This window comes from Pseudomonas sp. CBS (genome assembly GCF_024734645.1).
In the GTDB taxonomy this organism is placed as follows: Bacteria; Pseudomonadota; Gammaproteobacteria; order Pseudomonadales; family Pseudomonadaceae; genus Aquipseudomonas.
The window spans coordinates 3,508,783-3,534,434 of record NZ_CP102929.1; the positions used below are offsets into that span (position 1 = coordinate 3,508,783).

Here is a 25,652-nt window from a genome sequence, read left to right on the forward strand (position 1 = left end):
GCGCCAACCCTACACACCAACAACACTGAGCTGCAGAACCATCAAGAGGATTGCCACATGCTATGGAAAAAAGGCCGACGCAGCGACAACGTGGTGGACGCCCGCGATGACAGCGGTGGCGGTGGCGGCGGCATGCGCTTTGGCGGCGGCAAGGGCCTGAGCCTGACGGCCATCGTGCTGATCGTCGGCATCGGCTGGCTGACCGGCCAGGACCCGATGCAGATCCTCGGGCAACTCAGCGGCCAGCTCACCGAGCAAGCGCCCTCCGTCAGCCCGCAAACCCGCCAGGCGCCGCCGGCCAATGATGAACAGGCCGACTTCGTGCGCGCCGTCCTCGGCGACACCGAAGACACCTGGGCCCAGGTGTTCCAGGAAAACGGCCTGACCTACAAGAACCCCAAACTGATCCTGTTCCGCGGCCGGGTGAACTCCGCCTGCGGTGGCGCCACCTCCGCCAGCGGGCCGTTCTATTGCCCGGCAGACCAACAGGTATACCTGGACCTGGATTTCTTCCGGGAAATGTCCCAACGCTTCAAGGCCGCCGGGGATTTCGCCCAGGCCTACGTGATCGCCCATGAAGTCGGACACCACGTTCAGACGCTGCTGGGCATCTCGGCGAAGATTCAGGCAGCCCGCCAGCAAGGCCGGCAGATGCAAGGCGACGGCGGCCTGCTGGTGCGCCAGGAGCTGCAAGCCGACTGCTTCGCCGGGGTGTGGGCCAACCGGGCACAAAAACGCCTGAACTGGCTGGAGCCCGGCGACATTGAAGAAGCATTGAACGCGGCCAACGCCATCGGCGATGACCGCTTGCAGCAACAGGGCCAGGGCCGTGTGGTGCCTGACTCGTTTACCCACGGCACCTCGGCACAGCGGGTTCGCTGGTTCAAGACCGGCTTCGCCCAGGGCCAGATCACTCAATGCGACACCTTTACCGCCAAGAGCCTTTAAATGAATAAACGACTGGGTCTGCTGTTAGGTTTGTTGATCACCTGTTCCTCCTCCACCTGGGCTGCCGAGCATGGCGTCAAGGTGGTCAGCCCCGATCGTTTTCACCTGGATGCCGGCGACCTGAGCGTCGGCTTGAGCCAGGACTGGCGCCAGCCGCTGCCTCAAGTCACCCGCGCGCTGATCATCGTGCATGGCCGCCTGCGCAACGCCATGACCTACCTGGGCAGCGGCGAAAAAGCCGCCGAAGCCGCAGGGCAAAACGCCAACACCCTGGTGATTGCGCCGCAGTTTCTCAACCAGACCGACATCAAGCGCAACCAGGTCGACGGCCAGACCCTGCGCTGGAACAGCAATGACTGGATGGCCGGCGAGCCGTCTACCGGCCCGGGCCAAATCAGCTCCTACGGCGCGTTGGACCAGATCATCAAGCACCTGGGCAACCGCAAACTGTTCCCGAACCTGAAAGAAATCGTGGTGGCCGGCCATTCTGGCGGCGGCCAGGTGGTGCAGCGTTTTGCACTGACCGGGCATGATCACCCGCTGCTGCAAACCGAAGGCATCAGCCTGCGCTATGTAGTGGCCAACCCTTCGTCCTACGCGTACTTCAGCCCGCAGCGGCCGGTGAAGTTCGATGTGGCCAGTTGCCCGGGCTTCAATGACTGGAAATACGGCATGCAAAACCTGCCGGCCTACGCCAAGGGGCAAAGTGCCGAGCAGCTGGAGCAGGCTTACGTTTCGCGCAATGTCACTTACTTGCTGGGCCAGCAGGACACCGACCCGAATCACCCGGCGCTGGACAAGAGCTGCGGGGCTGAAACCCAAGGTGCGTATCGCTTGATTCGCGGGCACAACTATTTTGACTACCTCAAGCAGCGGCATCCGCAGTTGGGCCATAAGCTGGTGGAAGTGCCGGGGGTTGGGCATGACGGGGACAAGATGTTTACGTCGCCTGAGGGGCAGAAAGTACTGTTCCAATAACCACTGAAGAAACCGGATCAAAAATGTGGGAGCGGGCTTGCTCGCGAATGCGGTGGATCAGTCAGCCTATGTATTGACTGACACACCGCATTCGCGAGCAAGCCCGCTCCCACATTTGATCTTCATTGCCTGGAGTTAGAGCATCCGGCGCAATACCGCGCAATCTTCGGCATGCCAATCCGCAAGTTCCGGCCACGGGTTATCCGGCAAATTAACCAACACCGTCCTGGTCCCCGCCGCCCGCCCACAATCCAGATCAAACCGGTAATCACCGACCATCACCATCTCTTGCGGCGTCACTTCCCACGCTTGCGCCAGCTTCAACAAACCACCCGGGTCAGGCTTGGGCGGCGCGTCATCGCGCCCCAACACATCCTCGACCGCAAAGCAGTCCGCCAGGCCGATTGCCTGCAACGTCACATGGGCCAGTTCCCGCGCATTGCGCGTCAGGATGCCCAGCCGATAACCGCGCCCGGCCAGTTCCCGCACCAACTCCACCGCGCCCTCAGCCGCCACCGAACCCAGCGCCAACTCACGCTCATGCTCCAGCAGCCACGCATGCTTGGCTGCTGCTTCATCAGCAGGCAATGCCGCCAGGTGCGTAAGAATGTCGTCAGTCGGCGGAATATCCAACGCTACGCGAATCGCCGCGAAGTCATGCACGGCCACCGTCAGGGTGCCATCCATGTCGAACACCCAATGCTTCACATCACTCAGGCTCATGCCCAATCCTTGCGATGACGAATCAAGCCTTCCTGGGTGACTGACGCCACCAGTTGCCCGGCGCGGTTGTACACGCTGCCCCGGGAGAACCCACGGGAATTGCCGGCCCACGGGCTGTCCATGGCGTAGAGCAACCAGTCATCGGCACGCAGGTCGGCGTGGAACCACAGCGCGTGGTCGAGACTGGCGACTTGCATGTCTTTCTGCCACACGGTTTTGCCATGGGGCAGCAGCGAAGTGGTCAGCAGGCCGAAGTCCGAGGCGTAAGCCAGCAGGTATTTGTGCAGCGCCGGTGAGTCGGCCAACGCGCCATCCGCGCGAAACCACACGTATTTGACCGGGTCGGACGGCTGCGGGTTGTACGGGTCTTTCTCGGTCACCGGCCGCACTTCGATCGGCTTGGGGCACAGCAGCTTTTCGCGCATATGCTCAGGAATCAGGTGCGCGCGCTGCTGGGTCAGTTCCAGCTCCGAGGGCAAGTTTTCCGGGCCGACCACCACGGGCATGGTGGTCTGATGCTCGAAGCCTGCTTCGTCGTACTGGAACGAAGCGCTGCAGGTGAAGATCGGGTTGCCCTTCTGGATCGCCGTCACCCGGCGCGTGCTGAAACTGCCGCCATCGCGTACCCGGTCAACCGAATACACCACCGGCAGCGCCGCATCGCCCGGGCGCAGGAAGTAACCGTGCAACGAATGCACATGCCGCGCCTCTTCAACGGTCTGGCTGGCCGCCGACAGCGACTGGCCGAGCACTTGGCCGCCGAACAGCTGGCGAAAGCCCAGGTCCTGGCTGCGGCCACGAAAGAGGTTTTCCTCGATCGGTTCCAGGGTCAGCAGGTCCACCAGATCTTCCAACACTTGGCTCATAGAGCATCTCCTACAACAATCTATTGGGCATTCCGGGCTGCTTATCCGTGCAGCGTGTCCAACCATTGGGCGCGGGTGATGCGATACAACACATGATGCCGCACCGGGTCATCCGCTGCGACCTTGGGGTGTTCAAAATCTGCCAGGGGATCGTAATGCATACCGATGGCCTGCATGACTTTTTGTGATGGCAGATTGGCTTCAGTGGTAAATGAAACGATCTCGTCCAGCTTCAGCCGGTCGAAACCACAGCGCAGGGCGGTCCAGGCGGCCTCGCTGGCGTAGCCCAGGCCCCAATGTTCCTTGGCCAGGCGCCAGCCAATTTCCACCGCCGGAGTGAACGGCGCCTCGAAGCTGACATTCAGCAAGCCGGTGAGGCCGATGAATTCGCCGCTGTCCTTGCGCTGCAACGCCCAAAGACCAAACCCGTACTCGGCAAAGTGGCCGCGAATACGCCCGATCAGCGCAGCGCTTTCCAGACGGCTCAAGGTGGCCGGGAAATAACGCATCACCTGCGGGTCGGCGCACATGCGCGCAAACTCCGGCAAGTCGGCATCACTCCATTGGCGCAGCACCAGGCGTGCGCTTTCCAATTGCAGTATTGGCTCCATTGATCCCCCTCCCTTGCCATGTGCGTGAGTGTAACGCGCTGTTAAGATCCGTCGCTGGTTCCCGTCAGAAATCGCCATGCCTTTGCCACTGATCTACCACGACGACTACAGCCCCGAGTTCCCGGCGGACCACCGCTTCCCCATGGATAAATTCCGCCTGTTGCGCGACCACCTGGTGGAGAGCGGCCTGACCAAGGACAGCCAACTGCTGCGCCCGGAACTCTGCCCAGCCGAGATTCTGGCCCTGGCCCATGAACCTGGGTATATCGAACGCTACATGAGCGGCGAGTTGTCCCGCGAAGACCAGCGGCGCCTCGGCCTGCCCTGGAGCGAAGCCCTGGCCCGGCGCACCGTGCGCGCGGTGGGCGGCTCGTTGCTGGCGGCCGAGCAGGCCCTGGAGCATGGCCTGGCCTGCCACCTGGCCGGCGGCACCCACCACGCCCACTACGATTACCCGGCGGGTTTCTGCATCTTCAATGACCTGGCGGTGATCAGCCATTACCTGCTGGCCAGCGGGCGGGTCAACCGGGTGCTGATCTTCGACTGCGACGTGCACCAGGGCGACGGCACCGCGCGCATCCTCCACGACACCCCGGACGCGATCACCGTGTCCCTGCACTGCGAAAAAAACTTCCCCGCCCGCAAGGCCGAAAGCGACTGGGACATCCCGCTGCCGATGGGCATGGGCGACGCGGATTACCTCAAGGTGGTCGACGATGCCCTCAACTACCTGCTGCCGCTGTATCAGCCCGACCTGGTGCTGTATGACGCCGGCGTAGATGTGCACAAGGACGACGCCCTCGGCTACCTCAAGCTGACAGACGCAGGCGTCGCTGCCCGCGATGAAAGCGTGATGCGCCACTGCCTGGGCCGCGATATTCCGGTGGTCGGCGTGATCGGCGGTGGCTACAGCAAAGACCGCCCTGCCCTGGCCCGTCGCCACGGGATCCTGCACCACAGCGCGCAGCGAGTCTGGACGTCATCAGGTTGTCATTGAGTTATGCACCTTACCCACAATCGCTGTGGAACTGCCTGTGGATAACCTGAGTGAAAGCCGCTGCAAGCCATAAGCTGTATGGCCTGCAGAAGGCTGTTCATTTTTTGATCAGGCAGGTTCGCCGTCCTCGGGTAGAATGCTCGGCCTACTTTGCCGAACCGCAGTTATCCCCATGCCCCAGACTCAAACCTCACCTCAACACGTCATCATCATCGGCGGCGGCCCCGCCGGGCTGATGGCCGCGGAAGTGTTGAGCCAGGCCGGGGTCCGGGTCGACGTGTACGACGGTATGCCCTCGGTGGGCCGCAAGTTTCTGCTGGCGGGCGTCGGCGGCATGAACATCACCCATTCCGAAGCCTACCCGGCGTTTCTGTCGCGCTACGCCGAGCGCGCGCCGTACATGGCGCCGTTGCTGCGTCAGTTCGGTGCCGAAGCGTTGTGCGAATGGATACATGGGCTGGGGATTGAAACCTTTGTCGGCAGCTCCGGCCGGGTGTTTCCTACCGACATGAAAGCCGCCCCGCTGCTGCGCGCCTGGCTCAAGCGTCTGCGTGACCAAGGCGTAGTTATCCACACCCGTCATCGCTGGCAGGGTTGGAGTTCAGACGGCAGCCTGCTTATCCACAGCCCCGAAGGCGACAAATGTGTGCGCGGGGATGCGGTGCTGCTGGCGTTGGGCGGCGGCAGCTGGTCGCGGCTGGGTTCGGACGGGGCGTGGCTGAAGTTGCTGGAAGACCAAGGCGTGCCTTACGTGGCTCTGCAACCGAGCAATTGTGGGTTCGAGGTGTCGGCCTGGAGCGAATTGATGGTCAGCAAATTCGCCGGGGCACCGTTGAAAAACGTCGCCATCGGGTTAGCGGACGATAAACCTCGGCTGGGTGAATGCGTGATCACCGCCACGGGCATCGAAGGCAGCCTGATCTACGCGTTGTCGGCGCCGATTCGTGAGGCGATCAACCGGGATGGATCGGCCACGGTGCATATCGACCTGTTGCCGGGCAAGCCACTGGACAAGGTGATTGCAGCACTGAGCAAGCCACGCGGCTCACGCTCGATGAGCAAGCATTTGCACAGTCAGTTGGGAGTGGACGGGGTGAAGGCGGCGCTGCTGCGGGAATTGACCCCGGCCGAGCATTTCAATGATCCGGCGCAATTGGCCGTGGATATCAAGGCGCTGCCGCTGACGCTGGTGAAAACCCGGCCGATGGACGAAGCCATCAGTACGGCGGGCGGTGTGCCGTTTGAGGCGCTGGATGAACGCTTGATGATCAAGCAACTGCCGGGCGTGTTTTGCGCAGGCGAGATGCTGGATTGGGAAGCCCCCACGGGCGGGTATTTGCTGACGGGGTGTTTTGCCAGCGGGCGAGTGGCTGGGCGCGGCGTGCTGGAATGGCTGAAGAACTGATCGTTCCCACGCTCCGCGTGGGAACGCCGCCCAGGACGCTCCGCGTCCGCTTCTGAAGCTGACGCAGAGCGTCACAGGATGCATTCCCACGCAGAGCGTGGGAACGATCCTTAACTGATTACCTGTGGCGAGGGAGCTTGCTCCCGCTGGGCTGCGTAGCGGCCCCAAAAAAAGCGGGAGCGCTGCGCACTCCAGCGGGAGCAAGCTCCCTCGCCACAGCAAGCTCCCTCGCCACAGTGACCTTACTTCTTCTTACGCGGCCCAGTATTAAACGCAGGCACCTTGCGCACCGGCTTGATCGACGGCTCCGCCACCGACACTTCACCACTCTCCACCCACTTGCCCAAGTTGCGCTTGCCGCCACCGGACGCCTTGGGTTTCTTCGGTTTTTTCGGCTTCTTCACCACCTGGCCAGTGGCATCGGTGTCCGGCACCCGATGTTCCGGCTCGAAGTCCTGCTCCATCTTCCGGGTCAATGTCTGACGGGTCAGCATCTCAATGGCCGACAGCATGTTCACTTCATCCGCACACACCAGGGAAATCGCCTCACCGGTGTTGCCCGCACGACCGGTACGGCCGATGCGGTGGATGTAGTCCTCAGCCACAATCGGCAGGTCAAAGTTGACCACCAGCGGCAAGTCTTCGATGTCCAGGCCACGGGCCGCTACGTCAGTAGCCACCAGGATCTGCACATCACTGCTCTTGAAGCGATCCAGCGCGCGCTGGCGAGTGGCTTGTGGCTTGTCGCCGTGAATCCCGTCGGCATTGATGCCCAGACCTTGGAGTTTCTCTACCAGCGCATCCACGCCGTTGCGGGTCTTGGCGAACACCAGCACCTGCTTCCAGCGGCCCTTGCGCATCAGGTGCACAAACAGTTCCGCCTTGCGCTTCTTGTCCACCGGCACCACCCACTGCTTGACGGTGTTGGCGGCAACGTTGCGCGGGCTGACTTCGACGGTCAGCGGGTCAATCAGCATCTGCCCGGCCAACTGGCGGATCTCGTCGGAGAAGGTCGCGGAGAACAGCAAGGTCTGGCGCTTTTTCGGCAGCATGCGGTAGATGTTCGCCAGTTCTTCGGAGAAGCCCAGGTCGAGCATGCGGTCGGCTTCGTCCAGCACCAAGGTTTGCAGCTGGTTGAGTTTCAGCGCGTTCTGGCGGAACAGGTCGATCAGGCGGCCAGGGGTGGCCACCAGCACATCAACACCCTTGCGCAGCTTCATCATCTGCGGGTTGATGCTCACGCCGCCGTACACGGCGTACGTGGTCAGCGGCAGGTGTTGAGCGTACTCGGCGACGCTGGCGTGAACCTGCTCGGCCAGTTCGCGAGTCGGGCACAGGATCAGCGCGCGCACCGAGTTGGCGCTGACTTTCGGCCCTTCCATGGTCAGCAGCTGCAGCAGCGGCACGGCGAAACCGGCGGTCTTGCCGGTGCCGGTCTGGGCCGCAGCCATCAGGTCACGACCGGCCAGCACCGCCGGAATGGCTTGCGCCTGCACCGGCGTCGGGGTCTGGTAGCCAAGCGTCTCAAGGGCGCGCAGCAAGGGTTCGATCAGGCCAAGTGTGGCGAAAGTCATGGAAATACCGTAGGAAAAAGTCAGCGCAAGGTCGCAATGCGCGGCAGTTTACCTTATTTCCGGTTTCGGCTTTCGCCACTGTGGCAGGCTGATCAGCAGCACGGCGCTGATGATCACCAACATTGCCAGGGCTTCTTCCATGCCGATGGTCTCGCCGACAAACACAATCCCGAGCAACACCGCCACCGCCGGGTTGACGTAGGCATAGCTGGTGGCCGCCGCCGGCCGCACGTGCTTGAGCAGGTACATATAGGCATTGAAAGCGATGATCGAACCGAACACGGTCAAGTACGCCAGGGCCAGCCAGCCTTCCAGCGGCGGCATGGCTTGCAGGTGTTCACCGCTGACGGCACTGAGCACCAGCAGCACGGCACCGGCAATCAGCATCTCCGCCGCACTCGCCATCGCGCCTTGAGGCAGCGGCAAATGCTTGCTCCACACCGACCCAAAGGCCCAGGCCGCCGCCGCAAAAATCAGCAACGCCGCACCGGTGGGGCTCGATTGCAGGTTGGAGCCCATATTCAGCATGGCGATGCCGATAATCCCCAGCACCACCCCGGCCCATTCCAGACGGGTATTACGCGCGCCCCAGAAATAACCACAGAGCAACGTGAACAACGGCACCGTCGCCACCGCCAACGCGGCAACCCCGGACGCCACGCCCGTATGCTCGGCCACACTGACCGCACCGTTACCGAAGGTCAGCAGCAAAATGCCGATCTTCGCGGCAGCCTTCCACTGCACCCACGTCGGCGCCGGCGCCCCGCGCCAGCGCAGGAAGGCATACATCAGCGCACCCGCTGTCATAAAGCGAATCCCCGCCAGCAACAACGGCGGCCAGTACTCCACACCAATGCGAATCACCAGGTAGGTAGACCCCCAGATCACATACAGCGCAAAAAAGGCGGCGATCAACGGTAAGGGAAAGCGACGTGGGCCAGGCATTGGGTAGCTCTGCGGCAGGACAAAGGAGCGTTATTTTAGAAATCCCCGGCGGTAAACATAAGTTACAAAACCTGTTTAAAGCGCCCGTACACTTTTCAAAACACGGTTATCAAGGCTATAAACCGTGCTTTCGAAAGCCATGCCTTCCCGGAGCCTTATCATGGACAAATACGACCGCATGCTTCTCAGCGCCCTGCTGGAAGACGGCCGCGCGTCCTACGCGCAACTGGCGCGCACCGTGAACCTGTCGGCCCCCGCCGTGGCCGAGCGAGTGGCGAAGCTGGAAGCCAGTGGTGTGATTACCGGGTATCAGGCCAAGGTCGACCTGTCGAAGGTGGGGTTGCCGATACAGTGCGTGATTGAGCTGCGGCTGACCAACCATGGGAACCAGAAAGTTTACGACGCCCTGGCTGAAATCCCTGAGTTGACAGAGTGCCATCGGGTGACCGGGGATCCGTGCGTGATCATGCAGGCGGCGGTGGGGTCGATGCCGGAGTTGGAGAGTTTGATCAATCGTCTGGCGAAGTTTGGATTCAGCAAAACGTCGATCATCTTGTCGAGCGCGATAGAGCGGCGAGTGCCGTTGGGGCAGTTGGAGGGGAATGGGAAGAGTGGCAACTGAACACGCCGCTCGGCAGCTCGTTCCCACGCTCTGCGTGGGAACGCATCCGGTGACGCTCTGCGTCACGACTTGAAGAGCGGACGCAGAGCGTCCAGGGCGGCATTCCCACGCGGAGCGTGGGAACGATCGCCATATTGTCGAGCGCGATAGAACGACGGGTGCCGTTGGGGCAGTTGGAGGGGAATGGGAAGAGTGGCAACTGAACACGCCGCTCGGCAGCTCGTTCCCACGCTCTGCGTGGGAACGCATCCGGTGACGCTCTGCGTCACGACTTGAAGAGCGGACGCAGAGCGTCCAGGGCGGCATTCCCACGCGGAGCGTGGGAACGATCGCCATATTGTCGAGCGCGATAGAACGACGGGTGCCGTTGGGGCAGTTGGAGGGGAATGGGAAGAGTGGCAACTGAACACGCCGCTCGGCAGCTCGTTCCCACGCTCTGCGTGGGAACGCATCCGGTGACGCTCTGCGTCACGACTTGAAGAGCGGACGCAGAGCGTCCAGGGCGGCATTCCCACGCGGAGCGTGGGAACGATCGCCACGGGCACACTTTTTAGGGCCAGCAAGACGGATCCCTTTCATTTGCAGGACCTTTCCTAGAAAATCCAACCGCCTTGTTTCGGCCGGATCAGGTAGCTAGTCTCGCTCGGTCATCGAACAATCGACGACCGGACGTGCAAGTCCGACTGGCAAGGATATACAGACGCCCTACTCCTCAACGTCCGACGTTATCTGTTATGGCGGCTGTGCGCGGGAGGTCCTCGGATCTGCCGGGTTTTCCTTTGCCCCGGTCTTGCACACCTGCGTACAGCTGCCACCTTCATTCGCGTGCAAGCGAACGGTGATAGCTTCTTACCTCAAAGGAGTTCCACCATGGTCAAAGTCACCCCCGATCCACCAGAGTTTTGCAGCGACAGCCCACTCACCCGCCGCGCCATCGATTACTACCTCAAAGCCTCCGCACCGGACGGCGCACCCTTCGTGCTCAACGACAACATGAGTTTCGAAGACGCCCTGGCACGGGCGGCCGACTTACTGCATTGCGCCGTGGCAACCGCGCAGATACCCGGCGAACACATGAACGGGCAGCAGCGGGCGGTGATGCATTTGGTGGAGATGGCGAAGGTGGTGGTGGATCGGTCGCTGGACTGCTTACAGCCTCGATAACACCGCAACTCGTTCCCACGCTCTGCGTGGGAATGCATCCGGTGACGCTCTGCGTCACCACTTCAAGAGCGGACGCGGAGCGTCCAGTGCGGCATTCCCACGCGGAGCGTGGGAACGATCATTGCCAGGTCAAAACCCGCGATGCTTCTTCAGATGATCATTGATCTTCGCCGCCGGAACCTTCTGCAAGCTGCACAGCAATTCGTGTGACAGCTCCCGCAACCCGTGGGTGCGGCGCAGTTCCTGGGCCAGATGCGCGGTAAGGTTCGCCGCCATCTCCGCATCCGCCATCGCCCGGTGAGCCTTGCCGGTGTGGGGCAGTTGGGCAAATGAGGTCAGCGTGCCCAGCTTGTGGTTAGGCGCCGCCGGCATCAGCCGCCGCGCCAGCAACAATGAACAGGCAAACTTCTGCAAACGCGTACGCCGGATCAACCCCAGCTCGAAATCCCAGAACTTCTGGTCAAACGCGGCGTTGTGGGCCAGCAGCGGCGTGGTGCCGACAAACTCGTTCACCTCGTTCATCACCCGCTCCGCCGACGGCGCGGTGCGCAACATGGCGTTGCTGATGCCGGTCAGTTGTTCGATAAACCCCGGCACGCGCACGCCGGCGTTCATCAGGCTCTGGTAGCGGTCCACGATCTGGCCCTGCTCCAGGATGACCACGGCGATTTCCGTGGCCCGGCAGCTGCTGCTCGGCTGGATGCCGGTGGTTTCAAAGTCGATGACCGCTATACGTTCCAAACCTGTTCCAACTCCGTCAAAAATCTATTTAAGCAGCAACGCGCCTTCGATCGGCACGTAGCGGCTGGCGGCGCGTATCAGTGAGTTGGCCGTCAGCCCCGGCACGCCGTAGGCCACAGCCTCGACGCCGTGCTTGTTGATGATGCGGTCCAGCAGCATGTCGAAATCACCGTCGCCGGAAGCCAGCACCACTTCGTCGACATGGGCGGCGGCGTCCATGATGTCGATGGTGATGCCCACGTCCCAGTCACCCTTGGCCGAGCCGTCGCTGCGCTGGATGTAAGGCTTGAGCTTCACGGTAAAACCGAGGTTGCGCAGGATTTGCTGGAACTGCTGCTGCTTGCTGTCGCCACGGTCGATGGCATAGGCATACGCCTCGACAATCTGCCCGCGCTGGCTGATGTCAGCCCACAGGGCGGCGTAGTTGAAGTGACAGCCGTACGCCTGGCGCACGGTGTAGTAGAGGTTTTGTACATCGGCGAACACGGCTATCTTTTTCACCGCAAATCCTCATGACACGCGCATGGACCCCGGGCTCAAAGGCCCGGAAAGGTTGCCAGTATGCCAGCCACAAGGCAGTTTCCGAGAAAAATCAGCCCGGGGCGACGAAGCGCCCCGGTTGAGTGTGGGTCAGACGAAGGAATCGTCGTCGCCAAAGGAGGAGGAGTCGTCGGAATAGTCGTTGTCGGCGAAGCTGTCGGAGCCGTTGTCGCTGCCCCAGCTGTCGTTGCCGGCAAATTTCTGGTCGTCGTTGCCCCAGTTGCCGTTGTCGCTGGCCGGCGCCGGCTCTTCGCGGATGATTTCTTCCACCACTTGCGGCTGCTGCGAGTTGTGGTTGAACAGGCTGCTGATGCCTTCTGCCAGCATCACACCACCGGCCACGCCGGCTGCGGTTTTCAGTGCGCCGCCGAGGAAGCCGCTGCCGATTGGCGCTGCGGGGGCCTGTTGTGGCTGCTGGTAATTCTGCTGTGGGGCACCGTAGTTCTGCTGTGGCGCGGGTTGGCCGCCAAACGACGGACGCGCCGGTTCACGCCAGCCACCGCCCGACGGCGCAGGTGCGCTCTGGGTCGGCTGCGGGTCACGGGAACCGCCGCCAAAAATGCTCGACAGGAAACCGCCACTGCTCGGTGCAGGCTGCGCCGCCTGGGACCTGGCCTGTTGCAGCTGCTCCTGCAATTGCTGAATCTGTTGGGCCTGCTGCTTGTTCTGCGCATCAAGGCTCTTGATTGCATGCTCTTGCACCAGAATCGACTGGGTCATGTAGTACGCAGCGGCCGGTTGGCGAGTGACGTGTTCCTTGATCCGCGCTTCGGCCTGGGCGTCGCGGGGGGCTGAGTCCGTTTCGGCTTGCTGCAACCGTGAAAACAGTCCATCGATCAGGGTTTGCTCTTCGCTGTTCATGGCGACCTCGTTAGATTGCCGGTAGAAATCTTCACCTTGCTCACTATGAGCAAGGTACAACCCAGTTATGGGGCTGTTACTGATTGTTTCAATGGTCTTTACGCAAGGTTTACGTTTGCTTGCATCTGGTCATGATCGGTTAAAGTAACGCCCTTGCTTTTCGGCCTGTGAAGACCCTGATGAATCCGTTAGACGTGCTGCGCGACTCCTTCTTCTTTTTCAAGCGCAACCTGGGCGCCATCGTGCAGTTGTGCCTGCCATTGGTAATCCTTGAGGCCCTGTTGCAACAGGTGCTCGACCACACCCTCGGCCCTGATGCATTTCCCGGCTACAGCGTGATCGTCGGGCTGCTGGTGTATCCGCTGTACACCGGCGCACTGATCCTGTTCCTCGACGCCCGCACCCGGGGCGAATCGCCGCGTACCCTGGATGTGCTGGCCATGGCGTTGACCCTGTGGCCGCGCTTCGCCTTGCTGACGGCAATCAGCACGCTGCTGATCCTGCTGGGCCTGTCGCTGTATTTCCTGCCAGGCTTGTGGCTGATGGTGGTGCTGGCCTTCGCCGAATACTTGCTGGTACTGCGGGGCATGTCGGCGCTGTCGGCCATGAAGGAAAGCCTGCGCCTGACCCGTGGACATTTCTGGCGCATCCTGGTGTGCCTGCTGTGCGTCATGACGCCACTGTGGTTGCTCAAGGGCGCCAGCGTGGCGGTCTACCCGGACCCAAACCCGTTGCTGGGCCTGCTGATGGACAGCGCGCAAAGTTTCCTGCAGCTGTTCACCAGCGTGGTGTTGTTCCGCCTGTTCATGTTGATTGGTGGCGACGCCGACGCGCGGTGATATGCTCCGGGCCTTGTCCTGCAACGCCATAAGCCGAGCCGATGACCCGATTACTGCGCATTACCTTGCTGGGCCTGCTGATGCTCGCGGCCCTGCTGAGCGGCTTGATCTACAGCCTGACCTGGCGCCCTGCCGACAAGGAAACCCTGCCCATCCGCTGCGTTGCGCCCCGAGCGCCGACGCTGTTGCCGGGCCAGGCGCTCAAAGTCATGACCTGGAACGTGCAGTACCTGGCCGGCAAGAACTACGTGTTCTGGTACGACACCCCGGACGGCAGCGGCCCGGACGACCGCCCTACCGTTGAAGACATGGCTTCAAGCCTGGACGAAGTGGCCCGGGTGATCCGCGACGAACAGCCCGACATTCTGCTGTTGCAGGAAGTCGACGAAGGCGCCAAGCGTTCCAGCTACCAGGACCAACTGGCCTTGCTCCAGGAGCGCCTGGCCGACCTCTATCCGTGCAGCGTCCAGGCATTCGACTGGAAAGCCGACTTCGTGCCCGACCTGCACATCTTCGGCAGCGTCGGCCGCAAGCTGGTGACCATGAGCCGCTACCAGATCGAACACGCCGAGCGCCTGCAATTGCCCGTGGCCCGTGCCAACCTGATCAGCCGTCAATTCCAGGCCAAACCCGCGTTATTGCTGACCTACCTGCCGTTGAGCGACGGCGGCCAGTTGGCCGTGCTCAATACTCGCCTGGACGGCACGGCCCCCGGGCACAACGCGGTGCTGGAACAGGTGCAGGCGACCGTCAAGCTGGTGGATAAATTCGAAAGCCGTGGCACGCCATGGCTGATGGGCGGGGATTTCAACCTGTTGCCGTTGGGGCAATTCCTGCGCCTGGACGCCGGCAAACGCGGGCAATATTCGCCGGACAGTGAGCTGCACCTGCTGTGGGAAAAGTACCCGATGGTCCCGAGCAACAGCCAATCCAGCGGCATTGATCGGGATAAATGGCTGACGTACTTCCCGAATGACCCGACCGTGGACGGGCGGGATCGTACGCTGGACTACCTGTTCTACAGTTCGCGTATCAAAAAGGTCGAGAGCACGGTGCGGCAGAGCGATACGGTGCTTATCTCCAATCACTTGCCGGTGATTGCGCGGTTCCTGTTGCCTGCCGCGCAGTAAGCCACACTGCAAATACTCTGTGAAAACCGATTTATGTGGGAGCGGGCTTGCTCGCGAAAGCGTTGGGTCAGTCGACATCTACATTGACTGACACTCCGCTTTCGCGAGCAAGCCCACTCCCACAGTTGATCTTCATCGCGCTTACTTTCTCGGCTTGATCCGGGCAGTCGGTTCCGCAATCAACGGATCATCCGGCCAGTAATGCTTCGGATACCGCCCTTTCAAATCCTTCTTCACCTCGGCGTAAGTACTGCGCCAGAAGTTCGCCAGATCCTGGGTTACCTGCACCGGGCGCCTTGCCGGTGACAGCAGATGCAACTTGACCACCTGCCGCCCGCCGGCAATCCGCGGGGTGTCCGCCAGCCCGAACAATTCCTGCAAGCGCACCGCCAGAATCGGCGGCTGCTCGCTGTAGTCCAGCCGCACCGACGAGCCGGACGGCACCTTCAGATGATGCGGCGCCAACTCGTCCAACCGCGCAGGCAACGGCCACGGCAGCAAGTTATGCAGGAAGCTGGAAATATCCAGATTGGCAAAATGGCTCAGGCGCGACACCTTGCCAAGGTACGGCATCAACCAATGTTCCAGGCTGGCAAGCAAGGCGCTGTCGCTGACATCTGGCCATTCACTGGCCTTGCCGGTATCCAGATCACGCAGCAGCATCACCCGCGCCTGCCATTGGCGCAGTTCAGGGGTCCAGGGCAGCAGTTCGAGGCCTTTGCGCCGTACCAGGTTTACCAGCGCCTGGCTGCGGGCAGACTCGTCAAGGCCGGTCAGCGGCTCGCGGCTGAGCACCAGTTCGCCAACCTTGCGCTGGCGTTCGGCCCGCAGTACGCCTTCGCGTTCGTCCCAATCCAGCTGGTCGACGTTGCGCACCTGCTCGGCCAGTACCGAATCAAACAACGCCGGATCAAAGTCCGCCGCGAGGTAAATCCGTTCTTCGCGCTGGCCCTGACGGCTGCCCAGGTCAGCGATCACCAGCCAGGGTTGTTTCATCAGGCTGTCGGCTTCGGCGAACAGCGCGGCGCGGCCGTTGGCGAGGCGGTATTCGGCACCGCCGGCGCGGCGCTGCTGAGCGACACGGTCCGGGTAGGCCAGCGCCAGCAACGCGCCGAGCCAGCGCGGATGATCGGGATCAGCGACCGGTTGCTCAGCCTTGCCTCTTAAATAGCCACGGTACTGCCGGGCCAGTTGTTTGGCGCGCTGCACGCCACCTTGGGTGCCACGGGCTTTTTCCTCGCCGGATAACAACGCCAGGCGACTGTGCAAATCCGCACCGGCGCCGCGCAAGATATCGCGCTCACCCAACAGCGCCGCCACGTCACAGGCCATGTTCGCCAGGCCCAGATCCTGACCACGCAACAGCAAATGAGCGATACGCGGGTGCGCAGGTAACCCAGCCATTTTCTGGCCGTGGGCAGTCAGCTTGGCATCGCTCAACGCCCCCAATCGCTCAAGCAAATCCTGAGCCTGTGCATAAGCGGCGGTGGGCGGAACGTCGAGCCACACCAACTGAGTGGGCGCCACGCCCCAGCGCCCCAATTGCAGCGCCAAACCGGAAAGATCCGCCGAGAGAATTTCCGCGCTGGAATACGCCGCCAGCCCTTCATGCTGATCCTCGGACCACAACCGATAACACACCCCCGGCTCCAGTCGCCCTGCCCGGCCGGCACGCTGGGTGGCGCTGGCGCGGGAGATGCGCTGGGTGTCCAGGCGGGTCATGCCTCTGCCCGGGTCGAAACGCGGGACCCGCGCCAGACCGGCATCGATCACTACGCGCACGCCGTTGATGGTCAGGCTGGTCTCGGCAATGTTGGTGGCCAGTACCACTTTGCGCTGGCCGGCAGGCGCCGGGTCGATGGCGGCGCGTTGGGCCGCCAGGTCCAGTTCGCCATGCAACGGGCACAGCAGCACATTGGTGTTATCACCCAGTGCGTCAGCCAACTGCTGATTGACCCGACGAATTTCCGCCTGGCCCGGCAGGAACACCAGCACGCTGCCGGTCTCATCGTGCAGGGCCTCAAGGATGGTCTGCACCAACCGCGGCTCGATAAATTCACCGGGCTGGAATGGCCGGCCCCAGCGCATCTGCACCGGGTACATGCGCCCTTCGCTGCGCAGGATCGGCGCGTCGTCCAGCAACCCGGCCAGGCGCTCGCCTTCCAGGGTGGCGGACATCAGCAGGATCTTCAGTGGCTGCTCGTCGCGAAACAGGTCTCGACCATTGAGGCTAAGGGCCAGCGCCAGGTCGGCGTCCAGGCTGCGCTCGTGGAATTCGTCGAAGATCAACAACCCCACACCGTCCAGCGCCGGGTCATCCTGCAAACGGCGGGTGAGGATGCCTTCGGTGACCACTTCGATCCGGGTGTTGGGGCCGACCTTACTGTCCAGGCGAATGCGGTAGCCGACGGTTTCGCCGACCTTTTCACCCAGCTCGCTGGCCAGCCTTTCTGCCGCTGCACGGGCGGCCAGGCGGCGGGGTTCGAGCATCAAGATGGTTTGCCCGGCCAGCCAGGGTTCATTCAACAGCGCCAACGGCACCCGTGTGGTTTTACCGGCGCCGGGCGGTGCTTCGAGCACGGCTTCATGGCGCGTCGCCAAGGCGTCACGCAGGGCGGGTAAAACATCATCGATTGGCAACGAATTCATACTGGCTCCAAAGCAGAGCGGCGAGTATAACGGCGAACTGCCGGGTGCCGGTGGTGGTCTCAAAGGCATACCCTTCACTTGCAGGAGCGAGCTTGCTCGCGAAAAACCCGAGAGCGCCGCGCACATTCAGGCAGTACGCGTTATCGTTGACATTTTTCGCGAGCAAGCTCGCTCCTACAGTTCATTTCAGGAGAGTCCCATGCGTATTGCTTCCCGTGTTATCGGCGGTGTTCTGGCCGTCACCCTGCTGAGCCAGTTGACGGCGTGCGGCTCGATTTTCTACCCCGACCGCCGTGGCCAGATCGACGGCAAGATCGACCCAGCGATTGCCGTGCTCGATGCGGTCGGCCTGCTGTTCTACGTGATCCCGGGCCTGATCGCCTTTGGTGTCGACTTCGCCACCGGCGCGATTTATTTCGAACCAGGCAAAACCGCCCAGGTGGCCCCGGAAAAACTCCAGCAAGCCATCGGCGCCGACGGCAAGGTCGACAACGCCAAGCTGCAAACCATTATCCAGAAAGAAACCGGGCACAACCTGCCGCTGGACGACCCGCGCATGATCCAGTTCAAGGGCAGCGTGCAACAGCTCGCCACCCTGGGCCTGCAACCCGCCGCATAAGGACTGACTCGCCCCATGACCACCAGTCCCGAACACGCCCGGCTGTTGCGCCTGGCCACCCGCGCGTCCGTCGGTGTGGCCTGTGTGTTGATTGTGACCAAGGCCATCGCCTGGTGGCTCAGCGGCTCGGTGAGCATGCTCGCCGGGCTAACCGACTCGCTGCTCGACGGCATCACCTCGCTGCTTAACTTGCTGGCGGTGCATTACGCGTTACGCCCGGCCGATGACGATCACCGGTATGGCCACGGCAAAGCGGAGTCTCTGGCGGGTATGGCCCAGGCACTGTTTATCGCCGGCAGTGCGGTGTTGATCGCCTTCCAGGCGTTCCAGCGCCTGCAGCATCCGGAACCGGTGGGTGCGCCATGGCTGAGTATTGGCGTGATCGTTCTGTCCCTGGCGCTGACGGCGGCGCTGCTGATCCTGCAATACCGGGTGATCCGCGAAACCGGCTCCAACGCCATCCGCGCCGACTCGCTGCACTATCGCTCAGACATGATGCTCAACGGCAGCATCCTGGTGGCGCTGGTGCTGGCGGCGTTTGGTTTTCATCAGGTGGACGCCTGGTTCGGCCTGGGCATCGCGGCCTACATCTTGTGGAGCGCCATCCAGATCGCCCGGGAAAGCTTTTCGGTGTTGATGGACGAGGAACTGCCGCCGGATGTCAGCCAGCACATGCTAGAGCTGGCGTGCAATGTGCCCGGCGTACTGGGCGCCCATGACTTGCGCACACGGATTTCCGGCAACCACTGGTTTGTGCAGTTGCACCTCGAATTACCGGGGGAATTGAGTCTGTCCGTGGCGCACGGCATCAGCGACCAAGCCGCCGATGCCATCCACAAAGCCTACCCGCGAGCCGAAGTGCTGGTGCACGCCGACCCGCAGGAAGTGGTCAAGGGCGCGAAGGCCTAGTACTGCACCTGATAGCCGCGACTGCTCAGGCAGTTGCCCTGGGCCTGGCGGTAGGTTTGCACCACGGCCGGGTCTGGGGCGTAGGTGACGGTCCTTGGATCAAAACCACTTTGTTGCACCGCCCAACGATAGCAGTCGTAACCGTCCTGCTGGACCTGCGCCGGTGATTGGCCGTTGGCCGGGTAAGCCACCACGTCATACCCATTGCCCTGGGGAGTTGGCTGCGGCGCTGGCGCGGCGGGTGGCGGCTGCACCACCACGTACTGCTGGCTGCTTTCCTCGTAGGTGTAATAGGCACCGGCGGCAAGGAAAAACAGTGCGCTGCCCACCCACACTTCCCGTGCGTAATCCGGCAGATATTGCACGCGAATCCCATATGGCGGCGCCACTACTACATAGCGCGGGCCTTGTGGGCGATACCAGTAGCCACCCGAGAAGAAGTAGTCCTGGCCACGATACGGTACGCGATAATTGCGGTCGGGGAAGCGGTCGACGATGTAACCCGGACGGTATTGCGGGCCTGGGCCCCAGCCATTGCCGTGCCCGTCGGGGCGACCTGGCCAGCGGTGATCGTTGGGATGGTTATTGCCACCGCCATTGAAGCCGGGCCGGCCGGGGCCACCATTGCCGGCCTGCCAGTGCTGATTGCCATCGTTGCGACGCGGAATGTCCTGGTAGTTGCCAGGACGTGGTTCCTGGGTCTGGCGCACGGTATCCGGGCGGCCCTGGATCGGCAGGTTATTCGCCGGCTGGGGCGCCTGGTGCGGGGGTTGCTGTTGATTGCCTTGGGGGCGACCTTGCCACTGGCCACCACCGTTCGGGCGCTCGAAGTTCTGATTCTGCGGCCGTGGCTGATTATTTTCGAAATGCTGATTCTGCGGACGCGGCTGATTGTTCTCGGGACGAGGGGCTTCAGGACGCGGTTGATTATTTTGCGGTCGAGGCTGGTTGTTCTGCGGCCGCGGCGGGTTATTGCCCGGGCGCCCTTCCTCACGCTGTCCACCGCCTTCAGAGCGAGGCTGTTCGTCGGCCATCACTTGCGCACCAACGGTGACCATCAGCAAACCAACACCTGCCAAACGCCAGATGCGCTTCATGCTATTCCTCACTGCGGATTAGGGCCTACACGTAAGACTGGAAAACCGGGGCCCGGTTCTGCGACAGGTTATCAGTCACGAGAAGTATTTTCGCAGGCAATAAAAAGGGGCGACCCGTCGGCCGCCCCTTGAGAACTTCGTCCTGGCTCAACGCTTATGACGTTGGCTCACCTCACGCCGTCTTGTGGACAGTGTGCAGCCCGGGGGCCGGGGCAACCCTGTGGGGTTGGCGGCCGCAGCCGGCGGTATGAGCGGGCTGCAGTGGACTGTATGTCCGGGCGGTGATTCTGTTGATAACTTTACGCGCCAGGCCCGGGCAGATGATTGCGAAGATTGCGTCAATAAACAGTGCTTGCGCAATTTTTAACCCTGGATAGATAATTCGCCGCAATAGTTACGACAAAGGCCAGCCCCATGAGCAAACTTGACCGATACGACCTGAGTATTTTGGCGGAATTGCAGCGCGACGCGAGGATCTCCAACCAGGAGTTGGCCGAGCGCATCGGCCTGTCGCCTTCGCCGTGCTCACGCCGGGTCAAGCAACTGGAAGACGACGGCTACATCGCCCGCCAGGTCGCCTTGCTCGACCGCAAGATGCTTGGCCTGAGTCTGACGGCCTACGTGCTGATCGGCATGGACCGACATACACCCGAGCGTTTCGAGAACTTCGAAGCCGCCATCCGCACCTTGCCGCAAGTGCTGGAGTGCAGTTTGGTGACCGGGATGGACGCTGACTACCAACTGAAGGTGGTGGTGCCAGACATGGATCACTACCAGAAACTGCTGCTGGGGCACCTGACCCGCATCGAAGGCGTCACCAGCGTGCGCTCAAGCTTTGTGCTGAACCAGGTGCTCAACAGCACCGAGCTGCCGCTGACCCACCTGCGCACTTAAGGCCAGCACGGAACAAATGTGGGAGCGGGCTTGCTCGCGAATGCGGTGTGTCAGGCACCGAATATGCTGGCTGATCCACCGCATTCGCGAGCAAGCCCGCTCCCACATTTTGACTGTGTTTCAGCAGGTGATAAGTCTGCGGCGGACCGACGCAGGTCAATGATGAGCTGATCATGCTGGCGTATACTTGCCGCCCTGCCTCAGCCGGAAACGACCCGATGAACTCGATTGATCCCGCCGTGTTTGAAGAATGGATGATGACCGGCCTGGTCAGCATCTTGATCATTTTCATGGGCTTTATCGTCTGGGACCTGGCGAAGAAATCCAAGGCCGGGCGCTTTGGCTCGCTGATCCTGTTCTTCGTGCTGGGCCTGGGCGTCGCCGCGTTCATCATCAAGAGCGTGGTGATCGGCCTGATCGAGTCCGGCGCCTTATAAGCGCGCCGGCACTTCCTTCCATTGGCCTTGATCCAGGCCGTCGATCGACCAGTCACCAATGCGCACCCGCACCAGACGCAAGGTCGGCAAGCCTACGGCGGCCGTCATGCGCCGCACCTGGCGGTTACGCCCTTCTCGAATCACCAACTCCAGCCAATGGGTCGGCACGCTTTTGCGAAACCGCACCGGCGGATTGCGCGGCCACAACTGCGGCTCGTCCAGTTGCCGGGCTTCGGCGGGCAGGGTCATGCCGTCGTTGAGTTCCACGCCGTCGCGCAGGCGTTGCAGTTGTTCTTCCGTCGGCTCGCCTTCCACCTGCACCCAGTAGGTTTTCGCCAGCTTGTGCTTGGGGTCGGCGATGCGCGCCTGCAACTGGCCGTCGTTGGTCAGCAGCAACAGGCCTTCACTGTCACGGTCCAGGCGTCCGGCCGGGTAAATGCCGGGGATGTCGATGAAATCCTTGAGGGTCGCCCGCCCGCCTTCGTCGCTGAACTGGGTCAGCACATCGAAGGGTTTATTGAACAGGATCAACTTGGGCTCAGCCGGTGGCGCCTTGGCGACACGACGCGGGGCTGACGAAGTTTGCGGACTTTTCACACCAGGGCGGCGGGAAACGGGACGGGCAGGACGGGACATGGCAAAGGAACATCTAACGGTCAGGACCGACAATGCTAGTGGCCTGACCGTTAAATAACCATCCCAACCGTTTAGCGGAACGGCGGCTCGTCGAAGCTGCGCAGTTTGCGTGAGTGCAACGAATTGAGTTCGGTGCGCAACAGATCCACCGCCTCGATGCCGATCTTCAAGTGCTGGCTGACCGCGCGCTCATAGAACGCGTTAGCCGAACCCGGCAACTTGATCTCGCTGTGCAGCGGTTTGTCCGACACACACAACAACGTGCCGTACGGCACCCGCAGGCGGTAGCCCTGGGCGGCGATGGTGCCGCTTTCCATGTCCACGGCCACGGCGCGGGACAGGTTGATCAGCGGACGCTCCTGGGCCCAACGCAGCTCCCAGTTGCGGTCGTCGTAGGTCAACACGGTGCCGGTGCGCAGGCGCTTTTTCAGCTCCTCGCCCTTCTCGCCGGTGACGTTGGCGGCGGCTTGCTGCAAGGCCATCTGCACTTCGGCCAGGGCCGGGATCGGGATGTTCGGCGGCACAACCCGGTCGAGAATCCCGTCGCGGCGCATGTAGGCGTGAGCCAGCACGTAGTCGCCGATGGTCTGGGATTGGCGCAGGCCGCCACAGTGACCAATCATCAACCAGCAATGCGGACGCAATACCGCCAGGTGGTCGGTGATGTTCTTGGCGTTGGACGGGCCGACGCCGATGTTCACCAGGGTCACGCCGTGGCCATCGCTGGCCTGCAAGTGGTAGGCCGGCATCTGGTAGCGGTGCCAGACCACGCCTGCGGCGATGGCAGATGCTTCGCCGTGGTCCATGCTCTTATCGATGATCACGTTGCCCGGCAGCACCATGCGGATAAAGCGCGGGTCGCTGCGCAACTGTTCCAGGCCATGCACGATGAACTGGTCAACGTAGCGGTGGTAGTTGGTCAGCAAAATCCACGGCTGCACATGGCGCCAGTCGCTGCCGGTGTAGTGCACCAGGCGGCGCAGGGAAAAGTCGACACGGGCGGCATCGAACAACGCCAATGGCAGCGGGTCGGTGTTTTCCCAGTCGTACAGGCCGTCGGCGATGCCATCGGTGGCGGCGGACAGGTCGGTACTCGGGAACACCCGCGCCAGCGTGGCGGCGGTCACGCCGGAGCCGGCAAGTTCATCGCCCTGCTCCACCACGTACGGGTAGGGAATGTTCTGCTGGCTGACGCCCACTTCCACCGTCACGGTGAAGTCATGCATCAACGGCACCAGTTGCTCCAGCAGGTATTTGCGGAAGGCTGACGGATGGGTGACGGTGACGCTATAGGTCCCCGGCAACTGGACCTTGGCATACGCGCGGGTGGTCTGTGGGACTTCGCCCTGCACCAGGTAGGTCAGGCGAAGTTCCGGGTAGCGAAACATCGCACGTTGTTCGGCGTCGGGTTCGACGCGGTCTTTGAGGTAGCGCTTGAGGGCTTGATTGAGCGCGCCAGTGGCACGCTCATGGAGAGCCGCCAGCCGATCCACGGCTTCTTCGGCGGTTTGAACGACAACAAAAGCTTCGGTCACGGTAAGCATCCTGTGTTCTGACTTGCAGGCCTTCATCTTGCCTGTATCCCTGGCGCACTGGAACACCGGAATTGGAATGCGATCAATGTGGGAGCGGGCTTGCTCGCGAAGGCGGAGTGTCAGTCAATGTAGATGTCGACTGATCCACCGCCTTCGCGAGCAAGCCCGCTCCCACATTTTGACCGTGTTTGTTCAGGAAAAAGGAGGTGTCGAGCGCGCGACAATCGCTTCCACATTCACACCGCGCGGCAAGGTGCCATAGACCCGGCCCGACGACTCACCCAGTCGGCTGGCGATAAAACCATCACTCACACTGGCATTACCCGCCTCCAGCAACAACTTGGCCTGCAGCGCCACGGCAATGTCCTCGGTCAGTTGCCGGGCCCGGTATTGGATGTCCTGGGTGTCCATAAAGGCCGACTTCAACTGCTCGATGTGCCGCGCCAGGTGCTTGTGACCATGACCATCCCCCAGCTCGACAAACAACGCTTCCAGCACGCCCGGTTCTTTCGACAAGGCCCGCAGCACATCCAGGCACTGCACATTGCCGGAACCTTCCCACGTGGAATTGACCGGCGCCTCACGGTACAAACGCGGCAGGATGCTGTCCTCCACATACCCGGCCCCGCCCATGCACTCGGCGGCTTCGTTGATCATCGCCGGGGCGCGCTTGCAGATCCAATACTTGCCCACCGCCGTTACCAGCCGGGCGAATTTGGCTTCCTGTTCGTTATCCAGATGGTCCAGCGAGCGGCCCATGCGCATGCTCAAGGCCAGGGACGCTTCGCTTTCCAGGGCCAGGTCGGCCAGTACGTTTTGCATCAGTGGTTGCTCGCTGAGCACGCGGCCGCCCACCAGACGATGGGCACAATGATGGCTGGCCTGGGTCAGCGCCTGGCGCATCAAGGCGCTGGAGCCGACCATGCAATCGAAACGGGTCATGGCCACCATTTCGATAATGGTCGGTACGCCGCGGCCTTCTTCGCCGATCATCCAGGCCAGCGCGCCACGAAACTCCACTTCGCTGGAAGCGTTGGAGCAGTTGCCGAGTTTGTTTTTCAGGCGCTGGATGTAGAACTCGTTGCGGGTGTCATCCGGGCGGTGCCGGGGCAGCAGGAAACAGGTCAGGCCCTTGTCGGTCTGGGCCAGGGTCAGGAAGCCATCGCACATCGGCGCCGAGCAGAACCACTTGTGTCCCACCAACTCATACGCCTGGCCCGGGCCGCCGGCACCTACCGGGTAAGCACGGGTGGTGTTGGCGCGCACGTCGGTGCCGCCCTGTTTCTCGGTCATGGCCATGCCAATGGTGGCGCCGGCCTTGTGGGCGATGCCGACGTTGCGCGGGTCGTATTCGGTGGCGAGAATTTTCGGCAGCCAGGTTTCAGCCAGGTCCGGCTGCAAACGCAGGGCCGGCACGCAGGCGAAGGTCATGGTCAGCGGGCAGCCGGTGCCGGCCTCGGCCTGGCTGTGCAGGTAGGTCATCGCCGCGCGCGCCACATGGGCGCCGGATTGCGGATGGGCCCACGGCAACGACGGCAGGCCATGCTCGACGGCGGTGCGCATCAGTTCGTGGTAGGCCGGATGGAACTCCACCAGGTCGATACGGTGGCCAAAACGATCATGGCTGTTGAACACCGGCTTGTTCTGGTTGGCCAGGAAACCGGCCTCCATCAGCGGCCCGCCCGCCAAGGCACCGTAGGTATCGATACGCTGCTCGGCCCAGCCGGCACCAAAGCGCCGGGACCATTCTTGCAGGGGTAGATCGATACGGTACAGGTTGGTGCCGTCCAGGGACGGTGGCTGGTTGGTGACGTCGTGGGTTTCGGCGAACGAGTGCAGGTTCATGACGGGCCTCCTGAAAAAAGGCCACGTTCATTGAGGCCTGAATTTCAGTTAAGCACCGTCAACCGGGTTAAAAAAGTGGCATAAGCG

The 25,652-nt window shown here is 62.2% G+C and carries 26 protein-coding genes and 1 pseudogene; 13 read left to right on the forward strand and 14 right to left on the reverse strand.

Translation table 11 applies throughout. From position 1 onward, the window contains the following. Positions 1 to 57 precede the first annotated feature (57 nt). Together NVB75_RS15960 and NVB75_RS15965 are read left to right on the forward strand one after the other, a co-directional pair. Entirely contained in the window at positions 58 to 948 is an 891-nt protein-coding gene (locus NVB75_RS15960; RefSeq protein WP_003215526.1) for a neutral zinc metallopeptidase, read from the forward strand. Further along, complete coding sequence (locus NVB75_RS15965) at positions 949 to 1,926, forward strand: alpha/beta hydrolase (RefSeq protein ID WP_258348325.1); 978 nt, start codon at positions 949 to 951, stop codon at positions 1,924 to 1,926. A 135-nt stretch (positions 1,927 to 2,061) separates the two neighbouring features. Here the strand turns inward: NVB75_RS15965 and NVB75_RS15970 are convergent, their stop codons facing one another. Genes NVB75_RS15970 through NVB75_RS15980 form a run of 3 tightly spaced genes read right to left on the reverse strand, consistent with a single transcriptional unit; the run spans position 2,062 to position 4,126 of the window. Continuing rightward, positions 2,062 to 2,649 (reverse strand): HAD family hydrolase, encoded by a 588-nt coding sequence (locus tag NVB75_RS15970; protein WP_258348326.1) that lies wholly within the window; start codon positions 2,647 to 2,649, stop codon positions 2,062 to 2,064. Beyond that, positions 2,646 to 3,515 (reverse strand): acyl-CoA thioesterase II, encoded by an 870-nt coding sequence (gene tesB, locus NVB75_RS15975; RefSeq protein WP_017477869.1) that lies wholly within the window; start codon positions 3,513 to 3,515, stop codon positions 2,646 to 2,648. Before tesB ends, NVB75_RS15970 begins: the two co-directional genes overlap by 4 nt. 41 nt (positions 3,516 to 3,556) lie before the next feature. After that, positions 3,557 to 4,126, reverse strand: coding sequence for a GNAT family N-acetyltransferase (locus NVB75_RS15980; RefSeq protein WP_017477870.1), 570 nt, complete (start codon positions 4,124 to 4,126; stop codon positions 3,557 to 3,559). Between the two features lie 76 nt (positions 4,127 to 4,202). Between NVB75_RS15980 and NVB75_RS15985 the strand changes: the two genes are divergently transcribed. Both NVB75_RS15985 and NVB75_RS15990 read left to right on the forward strand, forming a co-directional pair. Next, positions 4,203 to 5,123 (forward strand): histone deacetylase, encoded by a 921-nt coding sequence (locus NVB75_RS15985; protein WP_258348332.1) that lies wholly within the window; start codon positions 4,203 to 4,205, stop codon positions 5,121 to 5,123. Positions 5,124 to 5,295: 172 nt separating this feature from the next. Beyond that, on the forward strand, positions 5,296 to 6,528 hold the full coding sequence (locus NVB75_RS15990) for a TIGR03862 family flavoprotein (protein ID WP_258348333.1): 1,233 nt from the start codon (positions 5,296 to 5,298) through the stop codon (positions 6,526 to 6,528). 242 nt (positions 6,529 to 6,770) lie between these two features. On the opposite strand, the gene NVB75_RS15995 is transcribed toward NVB75_RS15990, so the two are convergent. Further along, complete coding sequence (locus NVB75_RS15995) at positions 6,771 to 8,102, reverse strand: DEAD/DEAH box helicase (RefSeq protein WP_017477873.1); 1,332 nt, start codon at positions 8,100 to 8,102, stop codon at positions 6,771 to 6,773. 48 nt (positions 8,103 to 8,150) lie between these two features. Continuing rightward, on the reverse strand, positions 8,151 to 9,047 hold the full coding sequence (gene yedA, locus NVB75_RS16000) for a drug/metabolite exporter YedA (protein WP_258348340.1): 897 nt from the start codon (positions 9,045 to 9,047) through the stop codon (positions 8,151 to 8,153). Positions 9,048 to 9,207: 160 nt separating this feature from the next. On the opposite strand from yedA, the gene NVB75_RS16005 reads away from it, so the two are divergent. The 3 genes and pseudogenes from NVB75_RS16005 (at position 9,208) to NVB75_RS16020 (ending at position 10,833) form a co-directional block, all read left to right on the forward strand. Next, the gene (locus tag NVB75_RS16005) at positions 9,208 to 9,669 is read left to right on the forward strand and encodes an Lrp/AsnC family transcriptional regulator (protein WP_258348341.1); all 462 of its coding nucleotides are present in this window, start codon (positions 9,208 to 9,210) and stop codon (positions 9,667 to 9,669) included. A gap of 325 nt (positions 9,670 to 9,994) precedes the next feature. Further along, positions 9,995 to 10,075, forward strand: a pseudogene (locus NVB75_RS16015) (Lrp/AsnC family transcriptional regulator); the annotation flags it as partial. Positions 10,076 to 10,539: 464 nt separating this feature from the next. Continuing rightward, positions 10,540 to 10,833, forward strand: coding sequence for a DUF6124 family protein (locus tag NVB75_RS16020; RefSeq protein WP_258348342.1), 294 nt, complete (start codon positions 10,540 to 10,542; stop codon positions 10,831 to 10,833). Positions 10,834 to 10,962: 129 nt separating this feature from the next. Here the strand turns inward: NVB75_RS16020 and NVB75_RS16025 are convergent, their stop codons facing one another. The 3 genes from NVB75_RS16025 to NVB75_RS16035 all read right to left on the reverse strand — a co-directional run bounded on the left by NVB75_RS16025 (position 10,963) and on the right by NVB75_RS16035 (position 12,975). Continuing rightward, a complete protein-coding gene (locus NVB75_RS16025; protein ID WP_017476222.1) occupies positions 10,963 to 11,574 on the reverse strand; it encodes a PolC-type DNA polymerase III in 612 nt (203 codons plus the stop codon). 24 nt (positions 11,575 to 11,598) lie between these two features. Continuing rightward, positions 11,599 to 12,075, reverse strand: a complete 477-nt coding sequence (locus NVB75_RS16030) for an NYN domain-containing protein (RefSeq protein ID WP_017476223.1) — start codon at positions 12,073 to 12,075, stop codon at positions 11,599 to 11,601. A gap of 129 nt (positions 12,076 to 12,204) precedes the next feature. After that, on the reverse strand, positions 12,205 to 12,975 hold the full coding sequence (locus NVB75_RS16035) for a DUF2076 domain-containing protein (protein WP_258348344.1): 771 nt from the start codon (positions 12,973 to 12,975) through the stop codon (positions 12,205 to 12,207). A gap of 179 nt (positions 12,976 to 13,154) precedes the next feature. Between NVB75_RS16035 and NVB75_RS16040 the strand changes: the two genes are divergently transcribed. Continuing rightward, positions 13,155 to 13,814 (forward strand): YciC family protein, encoded by a 660-nt coding sequence (locus tag NVB75_RS16040; protein WP_258348345.1) that lies wholly within the window; start codon positions 13,155 to 13,157, stop codon positions 13,812 to 13,814. A gap of 41 nt (positions 13,815 to 13,855) precedes the next feature. Beyond that, positions 13,856 to 14,944, forward strand: a complete 1,089-nt coding sequence (locus NVB75_RS16045; RefSeq protein WP_258348347.1) for an endonuclease/exonuclease/phosphatase family protein — start codon at positions 13,856 to 13,858, stop codon at positions 14,942 to 14,944. Positions 14,945 to 15,085: 141 nt separating this feature from the next. Here NVB75_RS16045 and hrpB read toward each other — a convergent pair whose 3' ends face one another. Together hrpB and NVB75_RS16060 are read right to left on the reverse strand one after the other, a co-directional pair. Further along, positions 15,086 to 17,593 carry an ATP-dependent helicase HrpB gene (hrpB, locus tag NVB75_RS16055; RefSeq protein ID WP_258348348.1) on the reverse strand — a complete coding sequence of 836 codons (2,508 nt, stop codon included), beginning with the start codon at positions 17,591 to 17,593 and terminating at the stop codon, positions 15,086 to 15,088. After that, the gene (locus tag NVB75_RS16060) at positions 17,571 to 17,759 is read right to left on the reverse strand and encodes a hypothetical protein (protein ID WP_076014067.1); all 189 of its coding nucleotides are present in this window, start codon (positions 17,757 to 17,759) and stop codon (positions 17,571 to 17,573) included. The genes hrpB and NVB75_RS16060 overlap by 23 nt, the downstream gene beginning before the upstream one ends. A gap of 33 nt (positions 17,760 to 17,792) precedes the next feature. Here NVB75_RS16060 and NVB75_RS16065 point away from each other — a divergent pair, with 33 nt between their 5' ends. Next, complete coding sequence (locus NVB75_RS16065; RefSeq protein ID WP_258348350.1) at positions 17,793 to 18,212, forward strand: polyribonucleotide nucleotidyltransferase; 420 nt, start codon at positions 17,793 to 17,795, stop codon at positions 18,210 to 18,212. A gap of 15 nt (positions 18,213 to 18,227) precedes the next feature. Next, positions 18,228 to 19,121 (forward strand): cation diffusion facilitator family transporter, encoded by an 894-nt coding sequence (locus tag NVB75_RS16070; protein ID WP_258348351.1) that lies wholly within the window; start codon positions 18,228 to 18,230, stop codon positions 19,119 to 19,121. On the opposite strand, the gene NVB75_RS16075 is transcribed toward NVB75_RS16070, so the two are convergent. Next, positions 19,118 to 20,218, reverse strand: a complete 1,101-nt coding sequence (locus NVB75_RS16075; protein ID WP_258348352.1) for a DUF6515 family protein — start codon at positions 20,216 to 20,218, stop codon at positions 19,118 to 19,120. The two genes, NVB75_RS16070 and NVB75_RS16075, sit on opposite strands and share 4 nt — an antisense overlap. A gap of 414 nt (positions 20,219 to 20,632) precedes the next feature. Here NVB75_RS16075 and NVB75_RS16080 point away from each other — a divergent pair, with 414 nt between their 5' ends. Then, positions 20,633 to 21,112 carry an Lrp/AsnC family transcriptional regulator gene (locus NVB75_RS16080; RefSeq protein ID WP_003194418.1) on the forward strand — a complete coding sequence of 160 codons (480 nt, stop codon included), beginning with the start codon at positions 20,633 to 20,635 and terminating at the stop codon, positions 21,110 to 21,112. 227 nt (positions 21,113 to 21,339) lie between these two features. After that, positions 21,340 to 21,549, forward strand: a complete 210-nt coding sequence (locus NVB75_RS16085; RefSeq protein ID WP_042610560.1) for a DUF2788 domain-containing protein — start codon at positions 21,340 to 21,342, stop codon at positions 21,547 to 21,549. Here NVB75_RS16085 and NVB75_RS16090 read toward each other — a convergent pair. From NVB75_RS16090 to NVB75_RS16100, 3 genes are all read right to left on the reverse strand, one after another. Then, a complete protein-coding gene (locus NVB75_RS16090) occupies positions 21,544 to 22,185 on the reverse strand; it encodes a pseudouridine synthase (protein WP_029616066.1) in 642 nt (213 codons plus the stop codon). The two genes, NVB75_RS16085 and NVB75_RS16090, sit on opposite strands and share 6 nt — an antisense overlap. 71 nt (positions 22,186 to 22,256) lie before the next feature. Next, on the reverse strand, positions 22,257 to 23,756 hold the full coding sequence (gene amn, locus NVB75_RS16095) for an AMP nucleosidase (RefSeq protein ID WP_172834544.1): 1,500 nt from the start codon (positions 23,754 to 23,756) through the stop codon (positions 22,257 to 22,259). 156 nt (positions 23,757 to 23,912) lie between these two features. Further along, on the reverse strand, positions 23,913 to 25,565 hold the full coding sequence (locus NVB75_RS16100) for an acyl-CoA dehydrogenase family protein (protein ID WP_258348358.1): 1,653 nt from the start codon (positions 25,563 to 25,565) through the stop codon (positions 23,913 to 23,915). Positions 25,566 to 25,652 lie beyond the last annotated feature (87 nt).